This is a genomic window from Paraburkholderia sp. OAS925 (assembly GCF_040543975.1).
GTDB lineage: Bacteria > Pseudomonadota > Gammaproteobacteria > Burkholderiales > Burkholderiaceae > Paraburkholderia > Paraburkholderia graminis.
In genome coordinates, this window is the sequence record NZ_JBEUNO010000002.1 from 868,794 (window position 1) to 892,351 (window position 23,558).

The following is a 23,558-nucleotide window of genomic DNA, read 5'->3' on the forward strand; positions in this document are numbered from 1 at the left end:
GCATTGGAGACGAATCATGAGTGACCTCGGCGCAATCGCAACCGGCGGCCGTGAACAGAGCGCGGACGGCGCGGCGGCCATCATCCGCAAAGTGGCATGGCGGCTGATGCCGCTCATCATGATCTGCTATCTGTTTGCGTTTTTCGACCGCATCAACATCAGCTTCGCGAAGTTTCAGTTGCAAAGCGATCTCGGCTTGTCGGACACCGCATATGGTCTCGGCGCGAGTTTGTTCGTGATCGGCTATGTGTTGTTCGAGGTGCCGAGCAATCTGTTCCTCTACAAGGTCGGTGCGCGGCGCTGGATTGCGCGCATCATGATTTCGTGGGGACTCGCGACCGCGGCGATGGTGTTCGTCAACACCGAATGGCAGTTTTACGGCCTGCGCTTTCTGATTGGCGCGATGGAAGCCGGCTTCGCGCCGGGCGTGCTGTACTACCTCACGCTGTGGTTTCCGCCGAGCTATCGCGGTCGCATTACGTCGATGCTGTTTCTCGCGTCGGCGTTTTCGGGGCTGGTCGGCGCGCCGCTGGCGGGGCTTGTCATCGGCCATATGAACGGCGTGCTTGGCATGCCGGGATGGCACTGGCTGTTCCTGCTCGGCGGCCTGCCGTGCGTGCTGCTTGGTTATCTTGTGCTGAAGCTGCTGAAAGATCGCATCGACGACGCGAACTGGCTGTCGCCCGCGGAGAAGTCATTCCTGGCTGAGCAGATTGCGCAGCAGAGCCGTCATCCTGAGACTGGGCATTCGTTCATCGGCGCGATAAAGACGCCGGGATTTCTCACGCTGGGGCTCGTCTATTTTCTGATTCAGGTGGCGTCGTATGGATTGAATTTCTGGGCGCCACATTTGATCCGCGTGGCAGGTACGCATAATCCGACGCTGATCGGTTTGCTGACAGCCGTGCCTTATGTGTGCGGCGCGATCTGCATGGTGGTTGTGGGGCGCTTGTCCGATGCAAGCGGCGAGCGTCGCAAGTTCGTGTTCGGTTTGCTGGTGATGTCGGCGATCGGATTCTTTGCGGCCGGTTTCTTCGACAAACAGACGGGCTTCCTGATCGTCGCGCTTGCGGTGATGGGCGGGGGCGTGGTGGCGTCGATCCCGGCATTCTGGGCATTGCCGCCGAAGCTGGTGACGGGGGCGGGCGCGGCGGGCGGCATCGCGTTGATCAACACGCTCGGACAGCTTGGCGGGATCGTGAGTCCTATCATGGTGGGACGCGTCAGGGATCTGACTGGGAGCACGACGCCGGCTTTGTATGTGATTGGGACGATGAGCGTGATTTGTGCGTTGATTGTGTTGCGGGGGTTGCCGGAGTCGCTCAGGGCCAGGGATGGGGTGCGGTAGGGCGCTTGAGGTGTAGTGCGTTTCTATGTGGGGAGACGCGCACTTTGGTGCGCGTTTGCGCAGTTGGGGCGCGGTGTCCCGCGCCCTGCTTTGCCCTGCGGTGTCTCAATCAGTGATGCCACTCACGCGCAGTCCTTCGGGGACAAGAATCGGATGCTTCTTGTAGATGGGGATGAGGGCTTCTTCGAACACCTTGTACATGATCTCGCCCATAGCCCGTTTGAACGCCTGAATCTCGATAGCAGAACAGTTGTCCTGAACGAAGACGACGGCTTCGTCTAGCGCGCCGTTCACTTGCAATAGTCGGTCGCTTACTTGCTGCGCGATCGCCTGATCTTGAATCATAGAGGTCCTGCTCCTTCATGCGTGCGCAGTTGATAAAAATCGAGAACGATACGCTCGAGTTGGCACAATGAGCCCGTAGAACTTCTTGAATCAATCACCGCACCATTTGCCCATGACCTACCGCGCCATTACAGTAACCCTTGACGACATAGGAGGCGTTGTTTTTGAGAAAGACAGGAGTGGCGGCACGGTCGCCACAATGTTTAACGTAACAATCGCTGGACGACGTCAGTACGCCGTGAAGATGGACGGCAAGCCGAGGCTTGAAAGCGGCACGGTAGTGACCGCAGTACTGCGCGACCCGGATAACTGGCAGACACTGGTCGGCTGGGTGGATCACGCGACTGGGCAGATCTGCGGCGTCAATTCGCCCGTAAAGTCTTTGGGTTCGTTTGTCGTTATTGCCGTTATCTCAGCCGCTTTTTCAATTAAGTGGTTGGGTGAAGTCCTCAGTGGAGGCGCCAATACGGTCGGAACCGTCGTTTGCCTTCTCGCGGGTTTGGCGATGAATGCATGGGCGTTCTCCCGTTGGCGGAAGTCAGCGACGGTGTACAAACTGCTGAGGCCATGAAGTTGCATCGCTGCCACTGCGTTGCGCCTGGGGTTTTGCCACCTTTCGGCGCGGAATGGCAGATGTCATCCATAGGCTATTCGAGACAGCGATTGGGAGAATGGCCGTTTTCCCTGCACCGCAGCGGGCGTGCGGGGAAACGTAGGTGAACAAATGTTCGAACGACAGCGAGGAATACATTTTTCCGCGCAGGCCGCGATGAAAGCGTACCAAGGGCAGAGTACTCAAACCCACCCCTCCCTGCCCATACATCACTCGCCTGCAAATTCAGCCATCGCATCAACCACTTGCGCCGACTATAAGAACGTTATCCACAGCAATACGCACAATTTACGTGGATAACCCCGCTCCCCCCGCCACCTCTTCCCGCGACTGAACCTGCAACACCGCATCGCGCTTATCAAGCAGATGCTGCCGAAGAATCGCGCTGAGCTTCTTGCCGTCGCGCGCCTCGAGCGCCTTCAGCATTTCATCGTGATCATGAATCGCGCGATCCCACTTCGGAATCTGAAAATTCGAGCGAAAGCGCAGCGCCTGCAAACGCCGGTTCACCGACACATACGTCTGGCGCAGCGCGGAATTGCGCGCGGCCTCGTTGATCTTGTCGTGAATCGCCTGATTGCGGCTGTAGTACCCGGCCAGATCGTTCTGCGCGCGACAAGCGAGCATTGCGTAATGCAATGCCTTGATTTCGGCGAGCTCGGCCGCCGTCATTCGCTCGGCCGCGAGTTCGCCCGAGAAAGCCTCGAGACCGCTCATCAGTTCGAAGGTCTCGCGCAGTTCGGCTTCCGACATCTTCGACACCGACGCGCCGCGATTCGGCGAAATCTCGATCAGCCCTTCAGCGGCCAATACCTTGAGCGCCTCGCGCAACGGCGTGCGTGAAATGCCGAGCGTTTCGCACAACTCGCGCTCGTTCAACTTCTTGCCCGGCTCCAATACGCCTTCGACGATAAACCGGCGAATGTGCTCGACCACCGTGTCGTGCAAACGCTGACGCTCTACTTTCGGCAACACTGCCGAACCCGCCGAACCTGCTTCAATTTCAGAATTTTGCATACAAACGTCCTCAGATGCCTCTCTGCCGCAATTTTATCGGATCACCGCCCACAGCGATACGGCGCGGGTAAACACCTGTGCCCGCACGCAATTTTCGCCTTTCGCTCGCGCAACTTCGTCTGATATAGTTTTTTGCATGCAAAATTCAATCGGAGGAGCGTAATGCTGAAGTTAGATTTCCACCCCGCTGGCCGTCACTTCCTGCAGATCCCTGGGCCGAGTCCGGTGCCGGATCGCATCCTCCGGGCGATGAGCTATCCCACCATCGACCATCGCGGGCCGGAATTCGGCGAACTGGGTTTGAAGGTGCTCGACGGAATCAAGAAGATCTTCAAGACGCAGCATCCGGTCGTGATTTATCCGGCGTCCGGCACCGGCGCATGGGAAGCGGCGCTCTCGAACACATTGAGTCCCGGCGATCACGTGCTGATGTACGAGACCGGGCATTTCGCGACGCTCTGGAAAAAGATGGCGGAGAGTCTCGGCCTGAAGCCCGAGTTTCTCGGCTTGCCTGGTATCGAAGGATGGCGGCGCGGCGTTCAACCGAACCTGATCGAAGAACGGCTGCGCGCCGACACGCAGCATTCGATCAAGGCAGTGTGCGTCGTGCACAACGAAACGTCGACAGGTGTCACGTCGGACATTGCTGCCGTGCGCCGCGCAATCGACGCCGCGGGCCATCCCGCGCTGTTGCTCGTCGACACGATTTCGGGTCTCGCCTGCGCCGATTATCGCCACGATGAGTGGGGCGTCGACGTGACGGTGTCAGGCTCGCAGAAGGGCTTGATGCTGCCGCCGGGCATCAGCTTCAACGCGATTTCGCCGAAGGCTCTGGCCGCCAGCAAGCAGGCAAAACTGCCGCGCAGCTTCTGGGACTGGAGCGACATCGTCGAGATGAACAAGACCGGCTACTGGCCGTACACGCCGAATACCAATCTGCTTTACGGCCTTCACGAGGCAATCGACATGATTCTCGGCGAAGGGCTCGACAACGTCTTTGCGCGTCATGAGCGTCTTGCCGAGGCGACGCGTCGCGCGGTGCGTGCGTGGGGGCTCGACATTCAGTGCGCCGATCCGGCCGTGTATAGCCCGGTGTTGACCGGCGTGATGATGCCCGAGGGTATCGACGCCGACGCGGTGCGCAAGCTCATCTACCAACGGTTCGACATGTCGCTCGGCACGGGCCTCGGCAAGATGAAAGGCCGCATGTTCCGCATCGGCCATCTGGGCGATTGCAACGATCTGATGTTGCTCGCCACCTTGGCCGGCTGCGAAATGGGCATGCGGCTCGCGGGCGTGCCGCTCGACGAAAGCGGTCTGCCTGCCGCGATGGACTGGTTGAGCGAGCCGACGCAAGCCTCGGGTTTGAGGGCGGCAGCGTAAGCGAGGCCGCATCAATAACAACAAGCAGGCATCAACGAAGTCAGTTCCGTCATGAAGCCGCGCAGTAGAACGCGGCCCCGAACAATGCGATGGCGAGGCGGCGCGTGCCGTCTCGCGACGACGAAGCGCGCCATCTCAGGAACGCCGTCGATACATGCAAATGGAGAGAGACGATGAAGCGGTTTCGTGTGACCAGTGCGACCAGTATCGTTCTATTGATGCTCTGCATCATGTACTTCATCACTTACCTGGACCGCGTCAACGTCAGTACGGCGGCGGCGGGCTTCGGCAAGGAATTCCATCTTTCGCATACGGAAGTCGGCCTGGTGTTCTCGGCTTTCGCGTATCCGTATCTGCTTTTCCAGATCATCGGCGGATGGGTCAGCGACCGTTTCGGCGCTCGACGCACGCTGCTCGCGTGCGGCGCGGTGTGGGGCATCGCGACCTTGCTGACCGGTTTTGCCGGTGGCCTCATCTCGCTGCTGGCAGCGCGCGTGCTGCTCGGTTTCGGTGAAGGCGCGACCTTTCCGGCGGCGACATCCGCGATGGCGCGCTGGGTCGCGAAAGAAAAACGCGGTTTCGCGCAGGGCATCACGCATGCGGCGTCGCGCGTCGGCAATGCGGTCGCGCCCGGCATCGTCGTACTCGTGATGGCGAACTGGGGATGGCGCGAATCGTTCTACATCTGCGGTGCGTTCAGTCTGTTGTGGGTCGTCGTGTGGGCTTTGACGTTCACCGAGCATCCGAAAGACCATCCGCGTATCACGAAGGAAGAACTCGAAGTGCTGCCCGCGCCGAAAGCAAAGTCGGCGGGCGTGCCCTGGAGCAAGCTGTTTCGCCGCATGGCGCCGGTCACGATCGTCTACTTCTGCTACGGCTGGACACTGTGGCTGTTCCTGAGCTGGATTCCGCAGTACTTCCTGCACAGCTATCACCTGGAATTGAAGAAGTCGGCGATCTTCGCTTCGGCCGTGTTTCTCGCGGGTGTCGTCGGCGACACGCTCGGCGGCATCGTGACCGACTTCATCTATACGCGCACGGGGAGCCTGAAGCGCGCGCGTAGCTGGATGGTGTCGGTGTGCATGTTCTTCTGCCTGCTGTCGCTGATTCCGCTGATGTTCACGCACCACCTGTATCTGTCGATGGCGTGTCTCGCGTCGGGCTTCTTCTTCGCCGAAATGACGATTGGACCGATGTGGGCGATTCCGATGGACATCGCGCCGGACGCCTCGGGCACCGCGAGCGGCATGATGAACACGGGCTCGGCGCTCGCGGCGATCATCTCGCCAGTGGTGGGCGGCTTCCTGATCGACTATTTCGGCAGTTGGGAATTGCCGTTCGTCGGCAGCATGCTGTTGATGGCGCTCGGTGTCGTGCTCGCGTTCCGCATGCAGCCGGAAAGCAAGTTCGCAGGCAATGCCGCGGACAAGGGGCAGGTTTCCACCAGCATGGGCGTTTGAGCGATGCTCAAGTCCCCTCACGCCGACGCAATGAAGCCGGGCGCCTCGCCCCTTAGCCGCCTGCTTGCCGATGCCCGCCACGATCATGCGACGCTCGGCAAGCCGCAGCCCAACCTCACGCCCGCCGACGCCGACGCGGCCTATGCGATCCAGCACGAGATTCTGGCGATCGGCGGCGCGCGCATCGGCGGCTGGAAGATCGGCGCCAAGTCGCCAACGGGCCCGATCCAGGGTGCGCCGCTGCCGCGCATCGACTTGCATTCCGACGGCTCCACATTGCCGCGCGCGGCCTTTGCACCGTTGGGGCTGGAACTCGAAATCGCCTTTCGCTTCGGCCGCCGCTTCGAGCCTTCGGCAACGCCTTATAGCGAGGCCGACGTGCACGCGGCAATCGGTTCGTTCGGCGCGACGATTGAAATTGTCGCGAGCCGTTTCGCCGCGTGGCCCGACATCGACAAGCTCGCGCAACTCGCGGACTTGCAGAACTTTGGCGCGCTGATCGTCGGCGAATTCATGCCGTATCACGACGATTTTCCGTTTGCCTCGCCTGCGCTGCGATTCGATTTCAACGGACGCGATGTCGTCGAACTGACGCCCGCCAACCCGGCCGGCGATCCGCGCCGCTCGCTCACGTGGCTCGTCAATCACGCGACATCGCGCGGCATTGCGGTGACGCCGGACATGGTCGTCACCACGGGTTCATACACCGGCATGTTCTTCCCGCGAAGCGCGGGCCTCGCGCACGGACGCATTGAAGGACTGCCGTCCGTGAGCGGCACGTTGTACTGAACCTTTGCGCAACGCACGCAACGCAATAACCATCGACGTTATGACGAATCCCACTTCCGCTTTGCTGGTCAAGCCGATTCATCTTGTGCCGTCCGCCGCGCGTCTGACGAGTCCGCTTGCGCAACATCTGCGCAAGGCATTGCGCGGCGACGTGCTGTTCGATGCAGCGAGCCGCGGCCGTTATGCGACCGATGCGTCCATCTACCAGATCATGCCGGTCGGTGTCGTGGTGCCGCGAGATCAGGATGATTTGCGCATCGCGCTGGACATCGCGCGCAGCGAAAAAGTGCCGCTGCTCGCGCGCGGCGCCGGCACGAGTCAATGCGGACAGACTGTAGGTGAAGCGCTCGTGATCGACACGAGCAAGTGGCTCAATAACATCGTCGATTTCGATGCGGACGCACGCACGGTTACCGTCGAGCCAGGCGTCGTGCTCGATCATCTGAACGCGTGGCTCAAGCCGCATGGCTTGTGGTTTCCCGTGGATGTATCGACGGCAGCGCAATGCACGATCGGCGGCATGGCGGGCAACAATTCGTGCGGCTCGCGTTCGATCGAATACGGCAACATGGTGCACAACGTCGAGGCCATCGACGCGATTCTCGCCGACGGCAGCGAAGCGCGTTTCGCGTCGTTGCGCGACGCGCCGCAAGGCGCACGCTTGCAGCAGATACTCGAAGGCGTGAAGCGGATCGCGGAGCGCGAGCGCGACGAAATCGCGGCGCGCGTGCCGAAAGTGTTGCGCCGCGTGGCCGGCTACAACATCGACCTGTTCGATTGTCAGAACCCGCGCGCTTATACCGACGACGGCGTCGCCAACCTCGCGCATCTGCTGGTCGGTTCCGAGGGCACGCTCGCGTTCAGCCGTCAGTTGACGTTGAAGCTCGCGCCGCTGCCCGCGCACAAAACGCTCGGCGTCGTCAACTTTCCGACCTTCTGGCAGGCGATGGATTTCACGCAGCACATCGTCAAGCTGAAGCCGGTCGCGGTTGAACTGGTCGATCGCACGATGATCGATCTCGCGATGAGCAACCCCGCGTTTCGTCCGGTGGTCGCGAGGGCGCTGGTCGGCGAACCGCAAGCGGTGTTGCTCGTCGAGTTCGCCGGCGAATCGCGCGACGCGCAACTCGAGTCACTCAGGCAGCTCACCGAATTGATGGCCGATCTCGGCTTGCCTGGCTCTGTCGTCGAAATGCCGGACATGAATGCGCAAAAGGCGCTGTGGGAAGTGCGCAAGGCCGGGCTCAACATCATGATGAGCATGAAGGGCGACGGCAAACCCGTGTCCTTTATCGAAGACTGCGCCGTGCCGCTCGAACATCTCGCCGAATACACGAGCAAGCTGACGGAAGTTTTTCATCGGCATGGCACGGAAGGCACCTGGTACGCGCACGCAAGCGTCGGCACGCTGCATGTGCGGCCGATTCTCGACATGCGTCGCGACGGCGCCGTCAAAATGCGCGCGATCGCCGACGAAGCCGCGGCGCTGGTGCGCGAATACAAGGGCGCCTATTCGGGCGAACACGGCGATGGCCTGTGCCGCGGTGAATGGGTCGCGTGGCAATACGGCCCGAAACTGAACGAGGCGTTCAGCGAGATCAAAACGCTGTTCGATCCGGACAACCGCTTCAATCCCGACAAGATGGTGCGTCCGCCGAAAATGGACGACGCGCGCTACTTCCGCTTCGCTCCAGGCTATCGCGAACGGCGCATCGACACCGCGCTCGACTGGTCCGCGTGGAATGTGGAACGCGATCCGCTGACGGGCCGCGAGAGCGCGCCGGGCAGCGGCAACGATCTGTCGGGCGGTCTCGCGAAGGCCGTCGAAATGTGCAACAACAACGGCCACTGCCGCAAGTTCGACGCGGGCACCATGTGCCCGAGTTATCGCGTGACGAAAGACGAGCAGCATGTGACGCGCGGGCGCGCGAACACGTTGCGCCTCGCGATCTCGGGACAACTCGGCGAAGCCGGCCTTGCAAGCGACGACGTCAAGGACACGCTCGATCTCTGCGTATCGTGCAAGGGCTGCAAGCGCGATTGCCCGACCGGCGTCGATATGGCGAAGTTCAAGATCGAGGCGCGCGCGGCGCGCGTGAAGCGGCACGGACTGACGCTGCGCGACAAGCTGGTTGCCTTCATGCCGCGTTACGCGGCAACGGCGAGCCGCGTGCCGGGCCTCATCGCATTTGCCGACAACGTGCCGTTGCTGTCGACGTGGTTCAAGCGTTCGGTCGGCTTTGCAAGCGAACGGAGCTTGCCGCGTTTCGCAAAACCGTTTCTGTCGAGCGCGAAGCCGACTGTGAACGCGCGCGGCGCGGCGTTGAAGGAAGTGCTGCTGTTCGTCGATACGTTCAACAACAACATGGAGCCTGACAACGCGCGGGCCGCGCAGAAGGTGTTGGAAGCCGCGGGCTACACGGTGCATTTCAACACGCGGCAAGGCGAGCGGCCGGTCTGCTGCGGGCGCACGTTCCTGGCCGCGGGGCTTGTCGATGAAGCGAAGCACGAAGCGCGGCGCATGCTGGATCTGTTCGAGCCGTATGTGGAGCGCGGCGTGCCGATTGTCGGACTCGAGCCTTCGTGCCTGCTGTCGTTGCGCGACGAATTCCTGCACTACGGTTTCGGCGACGAAGCGAAGCGGCTCGCCAAACAGGCGTTTCTCTTCGAAGAATTCCTCGTGCACGAGCAACAGGCCGGGCGCTTGCAGCTTGCGCTGAAGCCTTTGGCGACGCAACAGGCGCTCGTGCATGGCCATTGCCATCAGAAGGCGTTCGACGCCTTCACGCCCGTCCAAACGGTGTTGAAATGGATTCCTGAACTGACGGTATCGACGGTGGAATCGTCGTGCTGCGGAATGGCCGGCAGCTTCGGCTACGAAGCGGAGCACTACGCGACTTCGCAGGCGATGGCCGAGTTGTCGCTACTGCCGGCAGTGCGCAAAATGGACGCCGGCACGATCATGGTCGCCGACGGCACGAGCTGCCGTCATCAGATTCATGACGGCGCGGGTGTCGAGGCGATCCACGTCGCGCGCGTGCTGGCGATGGCGCTGCAATGACACGGCGCGGGCGCTGCGCTAAAAGCCCGCTGCTATCACACCGCCGACATAGCCTGCCGGTACGCGCCCGGCGACACACCGACGCCTTCGCGGAAACGATGGCTCAAGTGGCTGGCGTTCGCATAGCCGCATAGTCCGGCGACTTGCGCGAGCGGCAGCGCGGTGGTGCGCAGCAGCGTCCGGGCGCGTTCTAGCCGCTGCTGCGCGATCCATGCAGCGGGCGGCAATCCGAACGACGTGCGGAACATCCGCGCGAGGTGAAACTCCGACAACGCGGCGATACTCGCGAGTTCGCCGAGCGTGAGCGGCTCGGCGAGATGGCTCTCGATGTAATCGCGCAGACGCCGCCGCGTCCCGACCGACAAGCCGCCCTTCAGCGCGACGCCGCTGCGCCGCACACCTTGCGCCTGCAGCAGCAGACTCAGCACTTCATGCGCGGTTTCGTTGGTGCGCAGCAAGCCGTCGGCATCGTCCCAATGCTCGTTGGCGAGCGACTGACATAACCCGGCAATGCGCGCATCTTCGAAATACGTGCGATCGGCGAGCGTCAGCTCGCGCGGTTCGCGGTCGAGTTCCTGCACGGCGCGCTGCGTGAAGTGCTCGGGCAGAAAATACAGGTGCATGAAGTGCATATGGCCGCGGACCCACCAACGCGATTCATGATCGCCGGGCAATGCGCACAGCCGGGACGGCGCGCCATAACGCCCCGGCATTTTCTGACGCTCCGTGCGATAGCCGCCGTCCAGATAGCACGACAACGTGTGATGGCCTGGTCGCTCGTAGACGGTTTCCGCGACTTCGGTGTCGCGCGTCCAGACGGCAATCGCGAGACCGTCGCCGAGCCACGCGAAGCGGTCCAGATTCGCATTCGAGGTGCCGAGCGTGTGACATACCGACTGAATGCCGAACGGCGTTTCAGTGGCGTCGATCGCGGGGACGGGCGGGCTCGTGTTCACGGAATGGGCGGGTGTCTTTCTTGCGAGGAATAGTGGCAAGTATACGACCCGCCGCGCATGACAACACACGCCCTGGCGACGCGCGCCAAAAAATGCGCAATCCTGGACAAGTGCCGCGAGCCGCGCCGACGCATAGTCGAACTCCCGTATCCGCCGCTTGCAGGCTTGACCATGAATCTCTTTCTTTATGCCATTACCGTCCTGATCTGGGGCACCACGTGGATCGCGATCAAATGGCAATTGGGCTCGGTGCCGCCGCCGGTGTCGATCGCGTGGCGCTTCTGGATCGCGGCCTTAGTGCTGTTCGCGCTGTTGCGCATCATGCGCCGGCCGATGTGGCCGCCGCGCGCCGCATGGCGCTTTCTGTTCGCGCAGGGGCTCGCGCTCTTCTGCGTCAACTTTCTGTGCTTTTACTACGCCGAACAGGTGGTGCCGAGCGGGCTCGTCGCCGTCGTATTCTCGACGGCGCCGCTTCTCAATTCGATCAACGGACGGCTTTTCATGGGGCGCCCGTTGCAGCCTTCGGCGATTGCGGGCGCGATGCTCGGCCTCGTCGGCATCGTGTGTCTGTTCGTCCAGCAGATGAGCGGGCATCTCGGCGATCACGCGGCGTGGCTCGGGCTTGGCATCGCGTTTCTCGGCACCTTGTGTTTTTCGGCGGGCAATCTGCTGTCGAGCCGCATGCAATCGATGGGCTTGCATCCATTCGCCACGAATAGCTGGGCCATGCTGATCGGCGCGAGCGTGCTGACAGTGGGCAGCGTCGTGGCCGGTTTCCCGTTCGCGATCGAGCCCTCCGCGCGTTACGTCGGCGCGCTCGCGTATCTCGCGATCTTCGGCTCGGTGATTGGCTTTACCGCCTATCTGATGCTGGTGGGGCGCATCGGCCCGGAGCGCGCGGCCTATTCGACGGTGCTCTTTCCGATCGTGGCGCTCGCGGTGTCGACGGTATTCGAAGGCTACCAGTGGTCCGCGTTGGCCGTGGTCGGATTGCTGCTCGTGGTGGCCGGCAACCTCATCGCCTTCGACATGACCCGGCGCATCTTCGGGCGACGCGGCCATTGCACGAACATGAAGGCGTAAGGACATAACGACATAGAGACGACGACGCACGGACGCCGCGTTCGTCAAGGCCATCGGTGAGCTATTTCGGGAGCGCTGCGAACCTCAGCGCGCGGGCCCGTGCGGCGAATCGCTGCGGGCTCCTCGCGCGGATCACGAATAGACGGCAACGCGCGATCGGTATATAACAAACGTGAAAGGATCGCTCGTTTACCGAAGCTTCAACGGGGAGATGCATCATCATGACGCAAGACGTAACGCCCACGCCCAAGCCGCCCACCGGCGACCGGCCCGATCTCGACAACCTCGACGCGGCGCTCAGTCACGTGAATCAGCAGGTGTCATCCGGCAGCATTGCGTCGGGTGCCGCGAAGGGCATTCTGTACAGCCTGATCGAAACGCTAGGCACGTTCGTCGGCGATCCCGACTTGCCCGAGCATGCGCGTTCCGGTTACGAAGGCTTGCTCGAAGCCGCCCGCGAACTGCGCGCGAAGCTCGAGCACTGAGCGGACTCTCGCGGCTGGCCGCTTGACCCTTGACGATTGCGGCCGGTTATCGCGATAGAGCCTGTTTGCGGGCCGAATCCGCTTCTGTGATAAAAAGGCGCACTGTTTCCACCATTGCGCCTTTTCCATGTTCTCTGCGTCCGCTATCGCGTTATTAGCCGTCGGCATTGTCGTCGTGCTCATCACGCCGGGCCCCACCAATACGTTGCTCGCGTCGGCTGGTCTGCGCCAGGGCGTGCGGCGCTCGCTGCCGCTCATAGCCGCCGAACTCGCCGGCTATCTCGTCGCCATTTCCGTCTGGGGACGCTTTCTCGCACAGGCCGCGCACGCGCTGCCCTGGCTGCCCGCGTTGCTGCGCGTGGCGGCGGGGACGTACATCGCGTGGCTCGCCGTCGATATGTGGCGCGCGGCCGTCGCGCTGCCGGACTCGACGCAAAAAGCGAGCGGCACGCTGCGCCTGTTCATCGCGACGCTGCTCAATCCCAAGGCGCTGCTGTTCGCGGGCACCATCTTTCCGGCTGCTGCTTTCGCGCTTTGGCCGGCGTATCTGCTGTCGATGCTGATATTCGCGTGCCTTCTCGCGCCGATCGCGCTCGCGTGGATTGCGTTCGGCGCGGCGCTCGGCAGCGGCAAGCTCGGCTGGCTCGATCCGGCGAAGATCCAGCGCGGCGCGTCGGTCGTGCTCGGCGTGTTTTCGCTGACGCTTGCATGGTCGGCGTTGCATTGACGGCACGCGCTGAAGGCGTGCCTATGCGCTCGCTTTCACTTTCGGTTTCACGTCTTCGGCTTCGGTTTCCGCTTCGTCCTCGCCCGCGCTGAGCGCTTCGCGCCATTCCGGCGCCGCCGACGTGATCTGCAGATGCGGCGTGCCGTGCCAATCTGCACACCGTTGCAACGCGCGTCGCAGATCGCCCGCGAGCCGCGCGCTTGGGCGTACGCCCGCTTCCATGTGCACCGATTTCAATTCGAAAACACCTTCCGCGCGGTGCGCTTTCGCATCGACGCGGCCGACCAGACGCCCGCGGCTTAGCAGAGGCAGCACGAAGTAGCCGTATTTGCGCTTCGCTGCCGGCGTATAGCATTCGATCGCGTAGTCGAAGTCGAACAGCGCGGCCACGCGTTTGCGATCCCACACGACCGGGTCGAATGGCGAGAGCACCGTCGTCACCGTCGATGCGAGCTTGCCGCTCGCGGCGTCGTCGAGCATGGGGCCGAAGTCGCGATGCACGAACGTGTCCTGCTTCCAGCCGGGCACCTGCACAGGAATCAGTTCCCCTTGATCGGCAAGCGCATGAAGTTCGTCGCGATACGGACGGCGCGGCAGCCGGTAGTAGTCCGCGACCCAGTCGGCCCGCGCGACGCCGAGCGCGCGGCACGTGCGGCGCAGCAGTTCGTCGGCGACGGCCTGTTGCGGCGGCAGATCGCGAGCGTCGTCCCAGTGCGGCAACACGCGTTCCGTGACGTCGTAGACGCGCTGAAAATTGCGCCGCTCGGCCACCATCAATTGCCCGATGGCGAACAGCACTTCCAGATGACGCTTCTCCGGTTTCCAGTCCCACCAGCCGTTGCCTTTGCCGGACTCGCGAGCAAAATCCGCCGAGCGCACGGGGCCCGTTGCGCGAATGTGTTCGAGCAGTGCGTCGATGTCCTTGCGATGTTTGTGGTGCCAATCGGCCGCGTATTTCCAGCCCATGCCGCTCGGGTCCAGCATGCGATGGCGCAGCAGCCCGTAGTCTTCGATCGGCAGAAAACAGGCTTCATGCGACCAGTATTCGAACAGCTTGCCTGCGGCGAGATGTTCGTCGAGCCATTGCTGCGGATAGGCGCCGAGCCGGCTAAAGAGCACGAGATAAGGACTGCGCGCGACCACATGAATCGTGTCGATCTGCAATTGCGCCATGCGGCGGATTGCTTCGAGCACGTCGGCTTTGGTGGCCTTGCGGCGCGGCGGCGACAGCAGACCTTGCGCGGCCAGGTGGAGTGTGCGAGCGGCGGAAAGCGAAAGAGTCTTCACGCGGACGTCGTTCAGTAAGTGACTGCCATGAAGCGGGCAGAAAGCCCGCCTGAATCAGCAGACGCTACTGTAGCGTGAATGCGTCGGCGCCGTGGTTGACGTCGTGACGAGCGAAGCGGCGCGCGGCCGAGTTGCTCGCTCCGACGATTACCAGCCGCGGCCGTGATGCTTGTCCCAGCCGCGATGACGGCCGTGATCGTGATGCCAGCGGCGCTCCCGGTAATAGTCGTCGCGATAGCCGTAACCGTAGACCGGCTGAGGCGCATAGACGACCGGCGGCGGCGCGTACATGACCGGCGGCGCGGCATAGACGGGGCCCGGCGTGTTGACGAACACGCCGACGTCGACGCGAGCGGAAGCGGCAGTCGATGCGCAGGCGGCGGCAAGTCCGAAGGCGGCGAAGACGATCGCGCGTGTGTTCATGCTTTTCTCCTGTGTCCCAGCAAGACAATGGCTGTTTCGACGGTCGGCATTCACTGTCGAATGGCTGACGTCTATCTTACGAGGCAGAAAGAAAAGCAGGTGCAACGAGTTGCAGGCGTGTGTAACAGGGGATTACTTCGGAGGGGATTACTGCAGGGCCGCCGCTCCGCGTGTGGCGGCGGCAGCGGCCCTTGTATGAGCGCGGTTCAGGCCACGGAGGCGACGGCTTCGTCCGCGGAAACGGCCAGCAGTTGGTGAATTTGCGCGACCACGGCCGCGCCTTCGCCGACCGCCGCCGCCACGCGTTTGGTCGAACCCGCGCGCGCGTCGCCGATCGCGTACACGCCTTTGACGGTGGTCGCGAGGTCGCAAGCCGACGCGCCGTCCGCGCCCGTGCCCGTCAACACGAAGCCCTTCTCGTCAAGTTCCACGCCGCAGGTGCGCAGCCAGTCGGTGTTCGGGTCCGCGCCGGTGAAGAGGAACAGATGCCGCGTGTCGATCTGCTCGGTGCCGTCGGGCAAAGGCTTTTTCAGGGCGACCGCCGCGAGTCCGCTTTCGTCCGCGATGAGCTGGCCGATCTCCGAATTCGGATGAACGACGACGTTCGGCAACGAGCGGATACGGTCGATCAGATAGCGCGACATGGTCGCCTCGAAGCCGCTGCGCCGGATCAGTACGTGGACCTTGGCCGCGTGCGTCGCCAGATAGACGATGGCCTGGCCGGCCGAATTGCCGCCGCCCACCAGCACGACTTGCTGGCGCTTGCACAGCTTCGCTTCGACGGGCGACGCCCAGTAGTACACGCCGCGTCCCTCGAAACGGTCGAGTCCTTCCAGCGCGGGGCGCCGGTACACGGCGCCGCTCGCGATCACGATGGTCCGCGCGCTGATATGGCCGCCGCATTTGAGCTCGAGCCGGTACGGCGCCTCGCCGCAATGCAGCGCCTTCACATGCACAGGAATGGCGACGTGTGCGCCGAACTTCTGCGCCTGCACGAACGCGCGGCCCGCTAACGCCTGACCGGAGATGCCGGTGGGGAAGCCCAGATAGTTTTCGATTCGCGAGCTCGCGCCCGCCTGGCCGCCCGGCGCGCGGCTGTCGAGCACGATCACCGAGAGACCTTCCGACGCCGCATAGACCGCGGTGGCAAGTCCGGCCGGCCCCGCGCCGACGATCGCGACGTCGTAGACCATGCAGTCGTTCAGATCGGGCAGCAGGCCGAGCGCGGTTGCCAGTTCCGGCATGCTCGGATGGCGCAGCACTGAGCCGTCGGGGCAAATCACCAGCGGCATGTCTCCGTCCTGCGCGCCGAACTGCTCGACGAGGCGCAACGCGTCCTCATCGCATTCGTCGATCGTGGAGTGCGGATGGCCGTTGCGCGACAGGAAGCCTTGCAGCATCACGAGCCGTGCGTCGGTACTGCTGCCGATCAGGATCGGCCCGCCCGCGCCTTTTTCGATCAGCGATACGCGCCGCAGAATCAGCGCGCGCATGATGCGCTCGCCAAGCTCGGCTTCCGCCACGAGCAGCGCGCGCAGCCTCTCCGGCGGAATCAGCAACGCCTTGACGTGAGTGAGCGCCATGCCGTTGACGAGCGCGTGACGCCCGGACAGTTGACCGACCTCAGCGAGGAAATGCCCCGGCCCGTGTTCGCCGATCACCACTTCACGGCCGATGCCGTCGCGCTGGGAAATCTTCACGCGCCCTTCGAGCAGCACGAACATGCCCGGGCCGGTGTGGCCCGTCTCGAACAGCAGCTCGCCAGCCTGCCATTGGCCGACTTCGCCGAACTTGCGCACGCGATCGATTTCCGCCGCGGTGAGCTCGGGAAACATCTGGTGCATGCGCGTCGACAGATTGGAAAACGGTGCGTCCGCGACTACCGCATCGGGCTGTACTTCGGGTTCTGCAGTGGAAAGCATCGAACCGCTCCCTCGATGTTCGTTGATTGACTGAACGAAGGCGCGACGGCGCGCATCCGCCAGCGCGCGCGCTAGCGAAGGTGCCGCGCGCGGCGTCAGACCGCTTTCGGCGCGATGTGCTCGACGGCGGCTTCGGGTGGCGGCATGCCGGGCAAGCCCTCGACGGGCCGGCCGGAGTCGCGCCAGGCTTCCATGCCGCCGCGCAGCGGCAGCACGTCGTCGAAGCCCGCTTCGTTCAACTGCTTGGCCATCCATGCGGCCGAAATTTCATTTGGGCACGAACAGTAGATCACCAGTTTCTGATCGCGCGGATAAGTGGCGACGATCTGATCGAGCTGCCGTTCGTCGGCGAATTGCGAGCCGGGAATCACGAACGGATCGAGCTTGCGCTTCTCTTGCGAGCGGATGTCGAACAGCACCGGCGTGTTGCCCGCGGCGACCAGCTCGGCGAGCTCGTCCACTTCGATGCGGGCGGACGCGAGCTTGTTGATCAACTGACGACGGCGAATCCAGCGGTACACCGCATACAACAGCAGCAACGCGATGGCGACCGCGCCGGCAGTGCGCCCGAGACGCCCGGCGGCTGCGAACACCATGTCGATCTGACGCGCGAACAACGCGCCGACGATGAGCCCCGTGCCCGACCACAACGCGGCGCCAATGCTGTCGTAGGTGAGGAACGTGCGGTAGCGCGTGCCCATTGCGCCCGCCATTGGAATCGACACGATCGACAGGCCGGGGACGAACTTGGCGACGGCCAGCACGCGCACGCCCCAACGCCCGAAAAACCGCTCGGTTTTCTTGACGCACGTGTCACGCGACAGCGACAGACGGCAGATGGTTTTCAGCGTATTGCCACCGTACAGCCGGCCCGCCAGATACCAGGCGCTGTCGCCGATCAGCGTCGCGAAGATCGACAGCACGAGCACCGGCAGCAATTCCGTGCCGACGGAGCCCGGATGCATTGCGGCCATCGCGCCGAACAACACGAGCGACGGCATGGCCGGCACCGGCAGGCCGATGGAGGCGGCCAGCACGTTCACAAAGATGAGCGCCGGGCCATATTGCTCGACGAGGTCATGTAGCATCGACTTACATCCGCGGCCTTTTCAGGCACGGCGCGCAGTAGGGAAGCAAAGGAGAATGGAGCGATTATGGACCATTTTCAAGACGTGCAAAGCCCTTGAAATGCCCCGGTTATTCGGGGTTGGAAGCGCTACCGCCGCGCGGCCCGGATTCTAATAATCAAAAACGATTAAAGCTCGCGCGCTCTGAATAAAATCGGCGCGCGAAGACTGCGGGAAGGACGAGCAACAGAGCGGCGAGCATCAGAACCGCGAGCAACAAACGCCGACTGCAATGCCGGCGAAAACCGCTGCCTACGCGGCGCCCACCGCGAGGCGCCGCACCTTTGCGTTATTGACGATGATTGTGCTGCTCGCCGGGCAACTCTGCGCCGTGCGCGCGAATCGCGGCAATCAGTTCCGCCGGCGTGATTTCGTAGCGGACTTCCCGATGGATGCCAGGCTTGCGCTCGTCGACTTCGACCAGAAGGATGCCTTTGCCGTCTTCTGTCGATTCGAGGCGCAGCGTGCGCAGTTCACGCCCGGTTGCGTCGTCGTATTCGGTGAGCAGGGCCATTGACCCGGAGGACCCGGTAGTGCGCATCGAAGTTGTCCTTGTTCCGTTGTTGATCGAATCATTGTACGGGCAGCATGACGCGCCGTCTGTCGCGCAATGTTGACGCTTTTGGCGATTGCCGGCGCCTCTGCCTGCAAGCCCGAGCGCCGCCGTGCGCGTGGCCTTGCGGGCCGCGCGCCCACGCAGGCGATGACGTTCGCAGTGACAATGAGTTTAACGGAGTCGTCGCGACGACGGCTGCATTTTTCCTGCCCCGTCGCGGTGCAATCGTTCTTCGACGTTGTCATGCGGGTGACGCGCGGTACGGTTAGACGCGACGCGCAACCGCGTGCGCGCTGATCGGCAAAAACGCCCGATGCAAAGCGCACCTGAAGAGATCATGAGGCGCGTGTCGCAGCCTCGGCCCGCAACCCTTGCGCGCCGCGACGCTATAGCGGCGGACGATCACGCTCGTCACGCATGCGCTCCAACTCCCGCATCTCCGAGGCGCGCAGCGGCGCGTCGGCATCGAGAAAGAACTCGTCGAGTTGCGGCGGCGCGATGGCGGTGCCGCTCAACATCGCATGAACCTGTCCGCGATGATGGATCTGATGCACGAACACATGCGGCAGCACGTTGCCGATGCGTTCGCGTTGCACGCCGATCGACGGGCCCCGGTCGATTTGCACTTCGCGCTGCAAGTCGTCGGCCGTCAGCGATTCGCAGAAGCTCAGCAGCGCGTGGTCGCTGGCCGCCTGAGCCTGCCATAGTTGCGCGGCGCGCGGATAGGGCACTTCGTCGTCGAAAATCGTGAGGCCCTGGCCGCCGCCGATCAGCGCGTCGAAGTAGTAGCGGTCCACCAGCAGAATGTGATTCAGCGTGAGCTGCAACGACGGAAAGAAGCTCACCCGGTGCGCGGCGAACGCTTCGTCGCTCAAGCTCAGACATGCGCGGTAAAGGCGCAGGTTGGACCACGCGTTGTTGCGCGCCATGTCGCTGAAATGCTCAGACAGCGCATCGCGCGGCGCAGCGCCTCGCGAGTCGGAACGAATCATGTCTGCCTCCGTGGATGGTGTGCGCACATCGACCTCTGCGCCTGAACAGCATAGACCGCGCACAAAAAAAACGGCCCGTCTTGCGACGGGCCGCTAAACGCCGTTGTTACTTGGGTCAGTCCGCCCCATGCATTCATCGGGCACTGACGCATGCATCGTGGGTCGCCAATTCATCGCTGTCGAGGTGGGAGTAATGCTGATCTATCGGATCAATGCGTAAGGTCAATGCGTGAAAGGTCAATGCGTAAAAGGTGCCGGATGCATCGCGCATCATCTTCAAAAAGACTACACTGCGCCGGTATAGGTCAGCAGACGTGGTTCGCCAAAGATCGCAGCGGTCTGCCTGCGCGAACCGCAACGTACTTGGGCCGATGCAGAAAATCCTTGATCGTACTCAAGAGTCACTCGCTCAGGCGTTTGCCTCGCTCGCAAAAAACGCGAAGCGCCAGCGGCGGGTTTATCTCGCGACAATCGGCTCATTGATGCTGATGGTGGTGATCTTTTCGCTCCTGCTGGCTGTGGTCGCGGGGCTGAAGCAACTGGAATACCGCCGTGCGTTCGCCACGCAAAGCGCCACCGACCTGTCGCTGCTTCTGCATCGCAAAGAGTCGTTCTTGCGGCGCACCGAATTCACTCTCGACTATTACTACAGCGCGACCCAGGTGCGGCGCGCACCCGAAGCGGTGGAGCGATCCATCGCGCAGACGGGCGCGGCGCGCGGCAAGGTCGACCGGGTCGACGCGGAATTCGACATCGTCATCGGCCAGGCAACGCGCGCGGCGTGGGGTGCGCAGTTCGGCGACAAAGTCTGGCGGCTGTATGAATCCGCACAATCGACGCTGGTCACGCAGCAGGCGTTCGAACTCGCGCAGCACGCGACGCTGATCGGCCTCGATGAAAATTACGCCGTGATTTTGCCTTCGCTCGCGGATTCGGCAACCGACGTTGGAGCCGGGGCCACGCGGGCGCCGCCGCCGCAAGAGGCGGTAATCGGCACGTTGCGCGACACGATCGAGCATGAGCTGCAAGCGCAAACAGGCAAGCGCGTGCCCGGCAAAGGCGAGCACGTGTGGATCGGACCGTATCGCGATCCGCTGCGCAACACGCCGGTCATCTCGGTGGTGAGTGCCTACTACGAAGGCGACAAGCCTGTCACGCTGATCGCCACAAGCGTTTCGCTCGACGTGCTCGCCGCGCGCCTTGCGCCGCCCGGCGGCGCGGGCGCGACTTTGCTGATGGGCCCTGACCGGCGCATTCTCGTATCTTCCGCCGCGCTCAGCGCGCAAACCGGCGCGAGGCTGCAACGGACGATAGCCGCGACCCCGTCTCACGCCTTCCACTTCGGCCGCGAAGGCGCGATTTTTCACGAGCCGTTGATGCCGGGCTTCGGCTCGCTGGTCGGCTACGTGCCGTGGGGCGCGCTCGCCGTGGCGCTCGGCTGGCAACTCGGCGTGATCGGCGGGCTCGCGTTGCTGGTGCTGCTGGCTATCGCGCTGACCGCGCGCTTCTTCGGACTGCGGCTTCTGCGCAGTGCGTTCGCCGAGACCTCGCGCGCGCTGGAAAGCGAGACGCTCAATCACATTCTGGTGAGCGCGACGCCGGTCGGACTGTGCATCGTCCGGCGAAGCGACTGTTCGATATTGACCGCGAATGCACTCGCCACCGAACTCCTGGGTATCGAGCCGGGCACGAGCCGCCTGCCGCCGCATATTGCCGCCGAGTTTCTGACGAAGGTGCCGGAGCAGGTTTCGGCGGCCGCGTTGGCGCGGATTGCCGCTTTCGTCGCACCGGCGAGGCCCGTGCAGGAAGTTCAGCCGGCGCCTCCGCAAGCGTCCTCGGCGCCGGTTCAGACGGACAGCACGCCCGCCCGCTTCCTGCAGTTCACCTATGCGCCCGCTCGTTATGCCGGCGAGGACGTGTTGTTCTGCGCGATCCTCGACGTGACCGCGCAGCACGAGCTCGAACAGCAACTGCGGCAAGCGCAGCAGACGTCGGAAGCGATGATGCGCGCGCGCACGAATTTTTTCGCCGCGATGAGTCACGAAATCCGGACGCCGTTGAATGCGCTGCTCGGCAATCTCGAACTGTTCGCGCGTACGCCTGGGCTCGACGCGCATGCGCAGCGGCTCGCCAGTCTGAACGTGGCGGGCGATGCGCTGCGCCGCGTCGTCAACGACATTCTCGATTTCTCCAAGATCGATGCGGGCGAAATGCTTCTGGTGCGCGCGCCCTTTGCGCTGCTCGACGCATTCGAGAACATCGCGCTGTCGTATGCGTCGATGGCGGGCGATCGGCGCGTGCGTTTCTATTCGCTGCTTTCGCCCGCGATCGATCGCACCGTGATCGGCGACAGAATGCGGATCGCGCAGGTCATCAACAATCTGTTGAGCAATGCATTCAAGTTCACGTCGAGCGGCAAGATCACGCTGCAAGCGGAACTCGCCGACGACACGCCAGGCCACCCGGTCCTGAAGTGCCGCGTCTCCGATTCGGGGCCCGGCATGAGCGAGGAACTCGTCGGGCGGCTTTTCAAGCCGTTTGTGCAAGGCGAGGCGGGCGCCTCGCGCGGCGCGGAAAGCACCGGCCTTGGACTCGCGATCTGCGCGCGGCTGTGCGAGTTGATGGGCGGCGCGGTGTCGGCGGAAAGCGTGGTGGGCGTCGGCAGCGTATTCAATGTATCGATTCCGCTGGTTGCGTCGCCTGACGAAAAACCTGCGCCTCAGGCGGCAACGCGTGGACCGCTGCTCGCGCTGTTTCCCGATCGCGAGATCGTCAATCTGCTCGACCGCTGGCTCGAACACTTTGGCTGGAGCGCGCACGTCGTCTCGACGCTGGCTGACGCGCAGAACTGGCTGCGGACGAACTGCGCAATGGCGCTGATTGTCTCCGACGCATACGATCTCGAGGCGATCGCGAGCTTGCGCGCGTTGCAGCCGCTGAGCGCCGTGTGGATCACTCGCGAGGGCCCGGCGCGACCGCGCGCGCGTGATGAAGGCGTGCTCGAAGTGACCGAATTCAGCGCCACGGCGATTCGCAGGGCCATCGAGCAGGCCGTCGACGGCGTGCCTGTTGCTGCGGTGTCCGCATCGGCGGCAGCGGCGGCATCGGAGATGGACGCATCGAACGCATTGGACGCGGCGCCTGCTCCCGCGCCTTCCGTGGCGACGCATCCGGCGTTGCAAGGACTCAGGGTTCTGGTTGCCGAAGACAATCCGCTGATCCAGAGCCTGATCGCCGAACAGCTTGCGACGCTCGGCTGTGTGCCGACCATCGCGCCAGACGGCGAGCAGGCGCTCGCCACGTTTCAGGCGAAGCGTTTTGACGCCGTGCTCACCGACATCCACATGCCGGCGATGGACGGCTATCGACTGCTTGCCGCGCTGCGCGAGCGGGACCAGCAGGTGCCGGTGCTTGCCTTCAGCGCGGTCGCGGAGAATCAGGAAGCGCATAGCTGGCGCGAGCGCGGCTTCAGCGGTCATGTGTCGAAGCCCGCTTCGTTGAGCGAACTCGAGGCTGCGCTGGTCGCGGTGGCGCCCGTCGCGAAGGACAGCGCGGCGCGCACGACAGAGCCGGCGTCCGCTGCCTCGGCTGCAAGCACACTCACCGTCGATAAGAGGGCGCGCTACACCGCGATGCTCAAGGAGCATTTGAAGAACGACTTGCCGCGGCTTCTCGCCATCGTCGATGAAGAAGACCGGGAGGCGCTGGCCGGCTGGGCGCATAGCGCGAGCGGCGCGTTCGTGATCGTGCAGGAGCCGGGATTCGTCGACGAATGCAGGCAGTTGCAGCGGCTATGCAACGAAAGCGAGAGCTGGACGACGGAGATGGACGAGCGCGCCGTGTCGCTGCACGAAGCGTTGTGCGATCGCTATGGCGTCGACGAAGCGTCGGCGCATTGAGTCGGCGCATAGATTTAAAGAGAGAAGTGTTCATTTTCACCAATGCAGTGATTGAAGCGGCGCCCTTGCCAAGGGTCCGACGGAC

The 23,558-nt window shown here is 63.3% G+C and carries 19 protein-coding genes; 10 read left to right on the forward strand and 9 right to left on the reverse strand.

Features of this window, described 5'->3' with window-relative positions; translation table 11 throughout:
- Positions 1 to 16 precede the first annotated feature (16 nt).
- A complete protein-coding gene (locus tag ABIE53_RS22770; RefSeq protein WP_192699519.1) occupies positions 17 to 1,348 on the forward strand; it encodes an MFS transporter in 1,332 nt (443 codons plus the stop codon).
- A 105-nt stretch (positions 1,349 to 1,453) separates the two neighbouring features.
- Here ABIE53_RS22770 and ABIE53_RS22775 read toward each other — a convergent pair whose 3' ends face one another.
- Positions 1,454 to 1,693: a hypothetical protein gene (locus ABIE53_RS22775; RefSeq protein ID WP_192699518.1), complete on the reverse strand. Its 240-nt coding sequence runs from the start codon at positions 1,691 to 1,693 to the stop codon at positions 1,454 to 1,456.
- Positions 1,694 to 1,805: 112 nt separating this feature from the next.
- Between ABIE53_RS22775 and ABIE53_RS22780 the strand changes: the two genes are divergently transcribed.
- Positions 1,806 to 2,264 (forward strand): hypothetical protein, encoded by a 459-nt coding sequence (locus ABIE53_RS22780; protein WP_107710654.1) that lies wholly within the window; start codon positions 1,806 to 1,808, stop codon positions 2,262 to 2,264.
- A gap of 330 nt (positions 2,265 to 2,594) precedes the next feature.
- Here the strand turns inward: ABIE53_RS22780 and ABIE53_RS22785 are convergent, their stop codons facing one another.
- On the reverse strand, positions 2,595 to 3,323 hold the full coding sequence (locus ABIE53_RS22785) for a GntR family transcriptional regulator (protein WP_192699516.1): 729 nt from the start codon (positions 3,321 to 3,323) through the stop codon (positions 2,595 to 2,597).
- Between the two features lie 162 nt (positions 3,324 to 3,485).
- Here ABIE53_RS22785 and ABIE53_RS22790 point away from each other — a divergent pair, with 162 nt between their 5' ends.
- From ABIE53_RS22790 to ABIE53_RS22805, 4 genes are all read left to right on the forward strand, one after another.
- Positions 3,486 to 4,706, forward strand: a complete 1,221-nt coding sequence (locus tag ABIE53_RS22790) for a pyridoxal-phosphate-dependent aminotransferase family protein (RefSeq protein ID WP_192699515.1) — start codon at positions 3,486 to 3,488, stop codon at positions 4,704 to 4,706.
- A gap of 173 nt (positions 4,707 to 4,879) precedes the next feature.
- Positions 4,880 to 6,166, forward strand: coding sequence for an MFS transporter (locus ABIE53_RS22795; RefSeq protein ID WP_029967320.1), 1,287 nt, complete (start codon positions 4,880 to 4,882; stop codon positions 6,164 to 6,166).
- A 3-nt stretch (positions 6,167 to 6,169) separates the two neighbouring features.
- Positions 6,170 to 6,955 carry a 2-keto-4-pentenoate hydratase gene (locus ABIE53_RS22800; protein ID WP_192699514.1) on the forward strand — a complete coding sequence of 262 codons (786 nt, stop codon included), beginning with the start codon at positions 6,170 to 6,172 and terminating at the stop codon, positions 6,953 to 6,955.
- Between the two features lie 40 nt (positions 6,956 to 6,995).
- Positions 6,996 to 10,016 (forward strand): FAD-binding and (Fe-S)-binding domain-containing protein, encoded by a 3,021-nt coding sequence (locus tag ABIE53_RS22805; RefSeq protein WP_192699513.1) that lies wholly within the window; start codon positions 6,996 to 6,998, stop codon positions 10,014 to 10,016.
- Between the two features lie 35 nt (positions 10,017 to 10,051).
- On the opposite strand, the gene ABIE53_RS22810 is transcribed toward ABIE53_RS22805, so the two are convergent.
- Positions 10,052 to 10,972 (reverse strand): helix-turn-helix domain-containing protein, encoded by a 921-nt coding sequence (locus ABIE53_RS22810; protein WP_192699512.1) that lies wholly within the window; start codon positions 10,970 to 10,972, stop codon positions 10,052 to 10,054.
- A gap of 171 nt (positions 10,973 to 11,143) precedes the next feature.
- On the opposite strand from ABIE53_RS22810, the gene ABIE53_RS22815 reads away from it, so the two are divergent.
- The 3 genes from ABIE53_RS22815 (at position 11,144) to ABIE53_RS22825 (ending at position 13,267) form a co-directional block, all read left to right on the forward strand.
- Positions 11,144 to 12,055, forward strand: coding sequence for a DMT family transporter (locus tag ABIE53_RS22815; RefSeq protein WP_192699511.1), 912 nt, complete (start codon positions 11,144 to 11,146; stop codon positions 12,053 to 12,055).
- Positions 12,056 to 12,276: 221 nt separating this feature from the next.
- Positions 12,277 to 12,540: a hypothetical protein gene (locus ABIE53_RS22820; protein WP_006047489.1), complete on the forward strand. Its 264-nt coding sequence runs from the start codon at positions 12,277 to 12,279 to the stop codon at positions 12,538 to 12,540.
- Positions 12,541 to 12,667: 127 nt separating this feature from the next.
- Positions 12,668 to 13,267, forward strand: coding sequence for a LysE family translocator (locus ABIE53_RS22825; RefSeq protein ID WP_192699510.1), 600 nt, complete (start codon positions 12,668 to 12,670; stop codon positions 13,265 to 13,267).
- Positions 13,268 to 13,288: 21 nt separating this feature from the next.
- On the opposite strand, the gene ABIE53_RS22830 is transcribed toward ABIE53_RS22825, so the two are convergent.
- From ABIE53_RS22830 to ABIE53_RS22855, 6 genes are all read right to left on the reverse strand, one after another.
- Positions 13,289 to 14,554 carry a winged helix-turn-helix domain-containing protein gene (locus tag ABIE53_RS22830; RefSeq protein WP_114157877.1) on the reverse strand — a complete coding sequence of 422 codons (1,266 nt, stop codon included), beginning with the start codon at positions 14,552 to 14,554 and terminating at the stop codon, positions 13,289 to 13,291.
- Positions 14,555 to 14,701: 147 nt separating this feature from the next.
- A complete protein-coding gene (locus ABIE53_RS22835) occupies positions 14,702 to 14,977 on the reverse strand; it encodes a hypothetical protein (RefSeq protein WP_006047492.1) in 276 nt (91 codons plus the stop codon).
- Between the two features lie 206 nt (positions 14,978 to 15,183).
- Complete coding sequence (locus ABIE53_RS22840) at positions 15,184 to 16,899, reverse strand: FAD-dependent oxidoreductase (RefSeq protein WP_006047493.1); 1,716 nt, start codon at positions 16,897 to 16,899, stop codon at positions 15,184 to 15,186.
- A gap of 95 nt (positions 16,900 to 16,994) precedes the next feature.
- A complete protein-coding gene (locus tag ABIE53_RS22845; RefSeq protein WP_192699509.1) occupies positions 16,995 to 17,987 on the reverse strand; it encodes a DedA family protein/thiosulfate sulfurtransferase GlpE in 993 nt (330 codons plus the stop codon).
- Positions 17,988 to 18,315: 328 nt separating this feature from the next.
- Complete coding sequence (locus ABIE53_RS22850) at positions 18,316 to 18,567, reverse strand: hypothetical protein (protein ID WP_006047495.1); 252 nt, start codon at positions 18,565 to 18,567, stop codon at positions 18,316 to 18,318.
- A 401-nt stretch (positions 18,568 to 18,968) separates the two neighbouring features.
- Entirely contained in the window at positions 18,969 to 19,574 is a 606-nt protein-coding gene (locus ABIE53_RS22855) for a DinB family protein (RefSeq protein ID WP_192699508.1), read from the reverse strand.
- A gap of 371 nt (positions 19,575 to 19,945) precedes the next feature.
- Here ABIE53_RS22855 and ABIE53_RS22860 point away from each other — a divergent pair, with 371 nt between their 5' ends.
- Positions 19,946 to 23,473, forward strand: a complete 3,528-nt coding sequence (locus ABIE53_RS22860; RefSeq protein WP_192699507.1) for a response regulator — start codon at positions 19,946 to 19,948, stop codon at positions 23,471 to 23,473.
- The last annotated feature ends 85 nt before the right edge of the window (positions 23,474 to 23,558 follow it).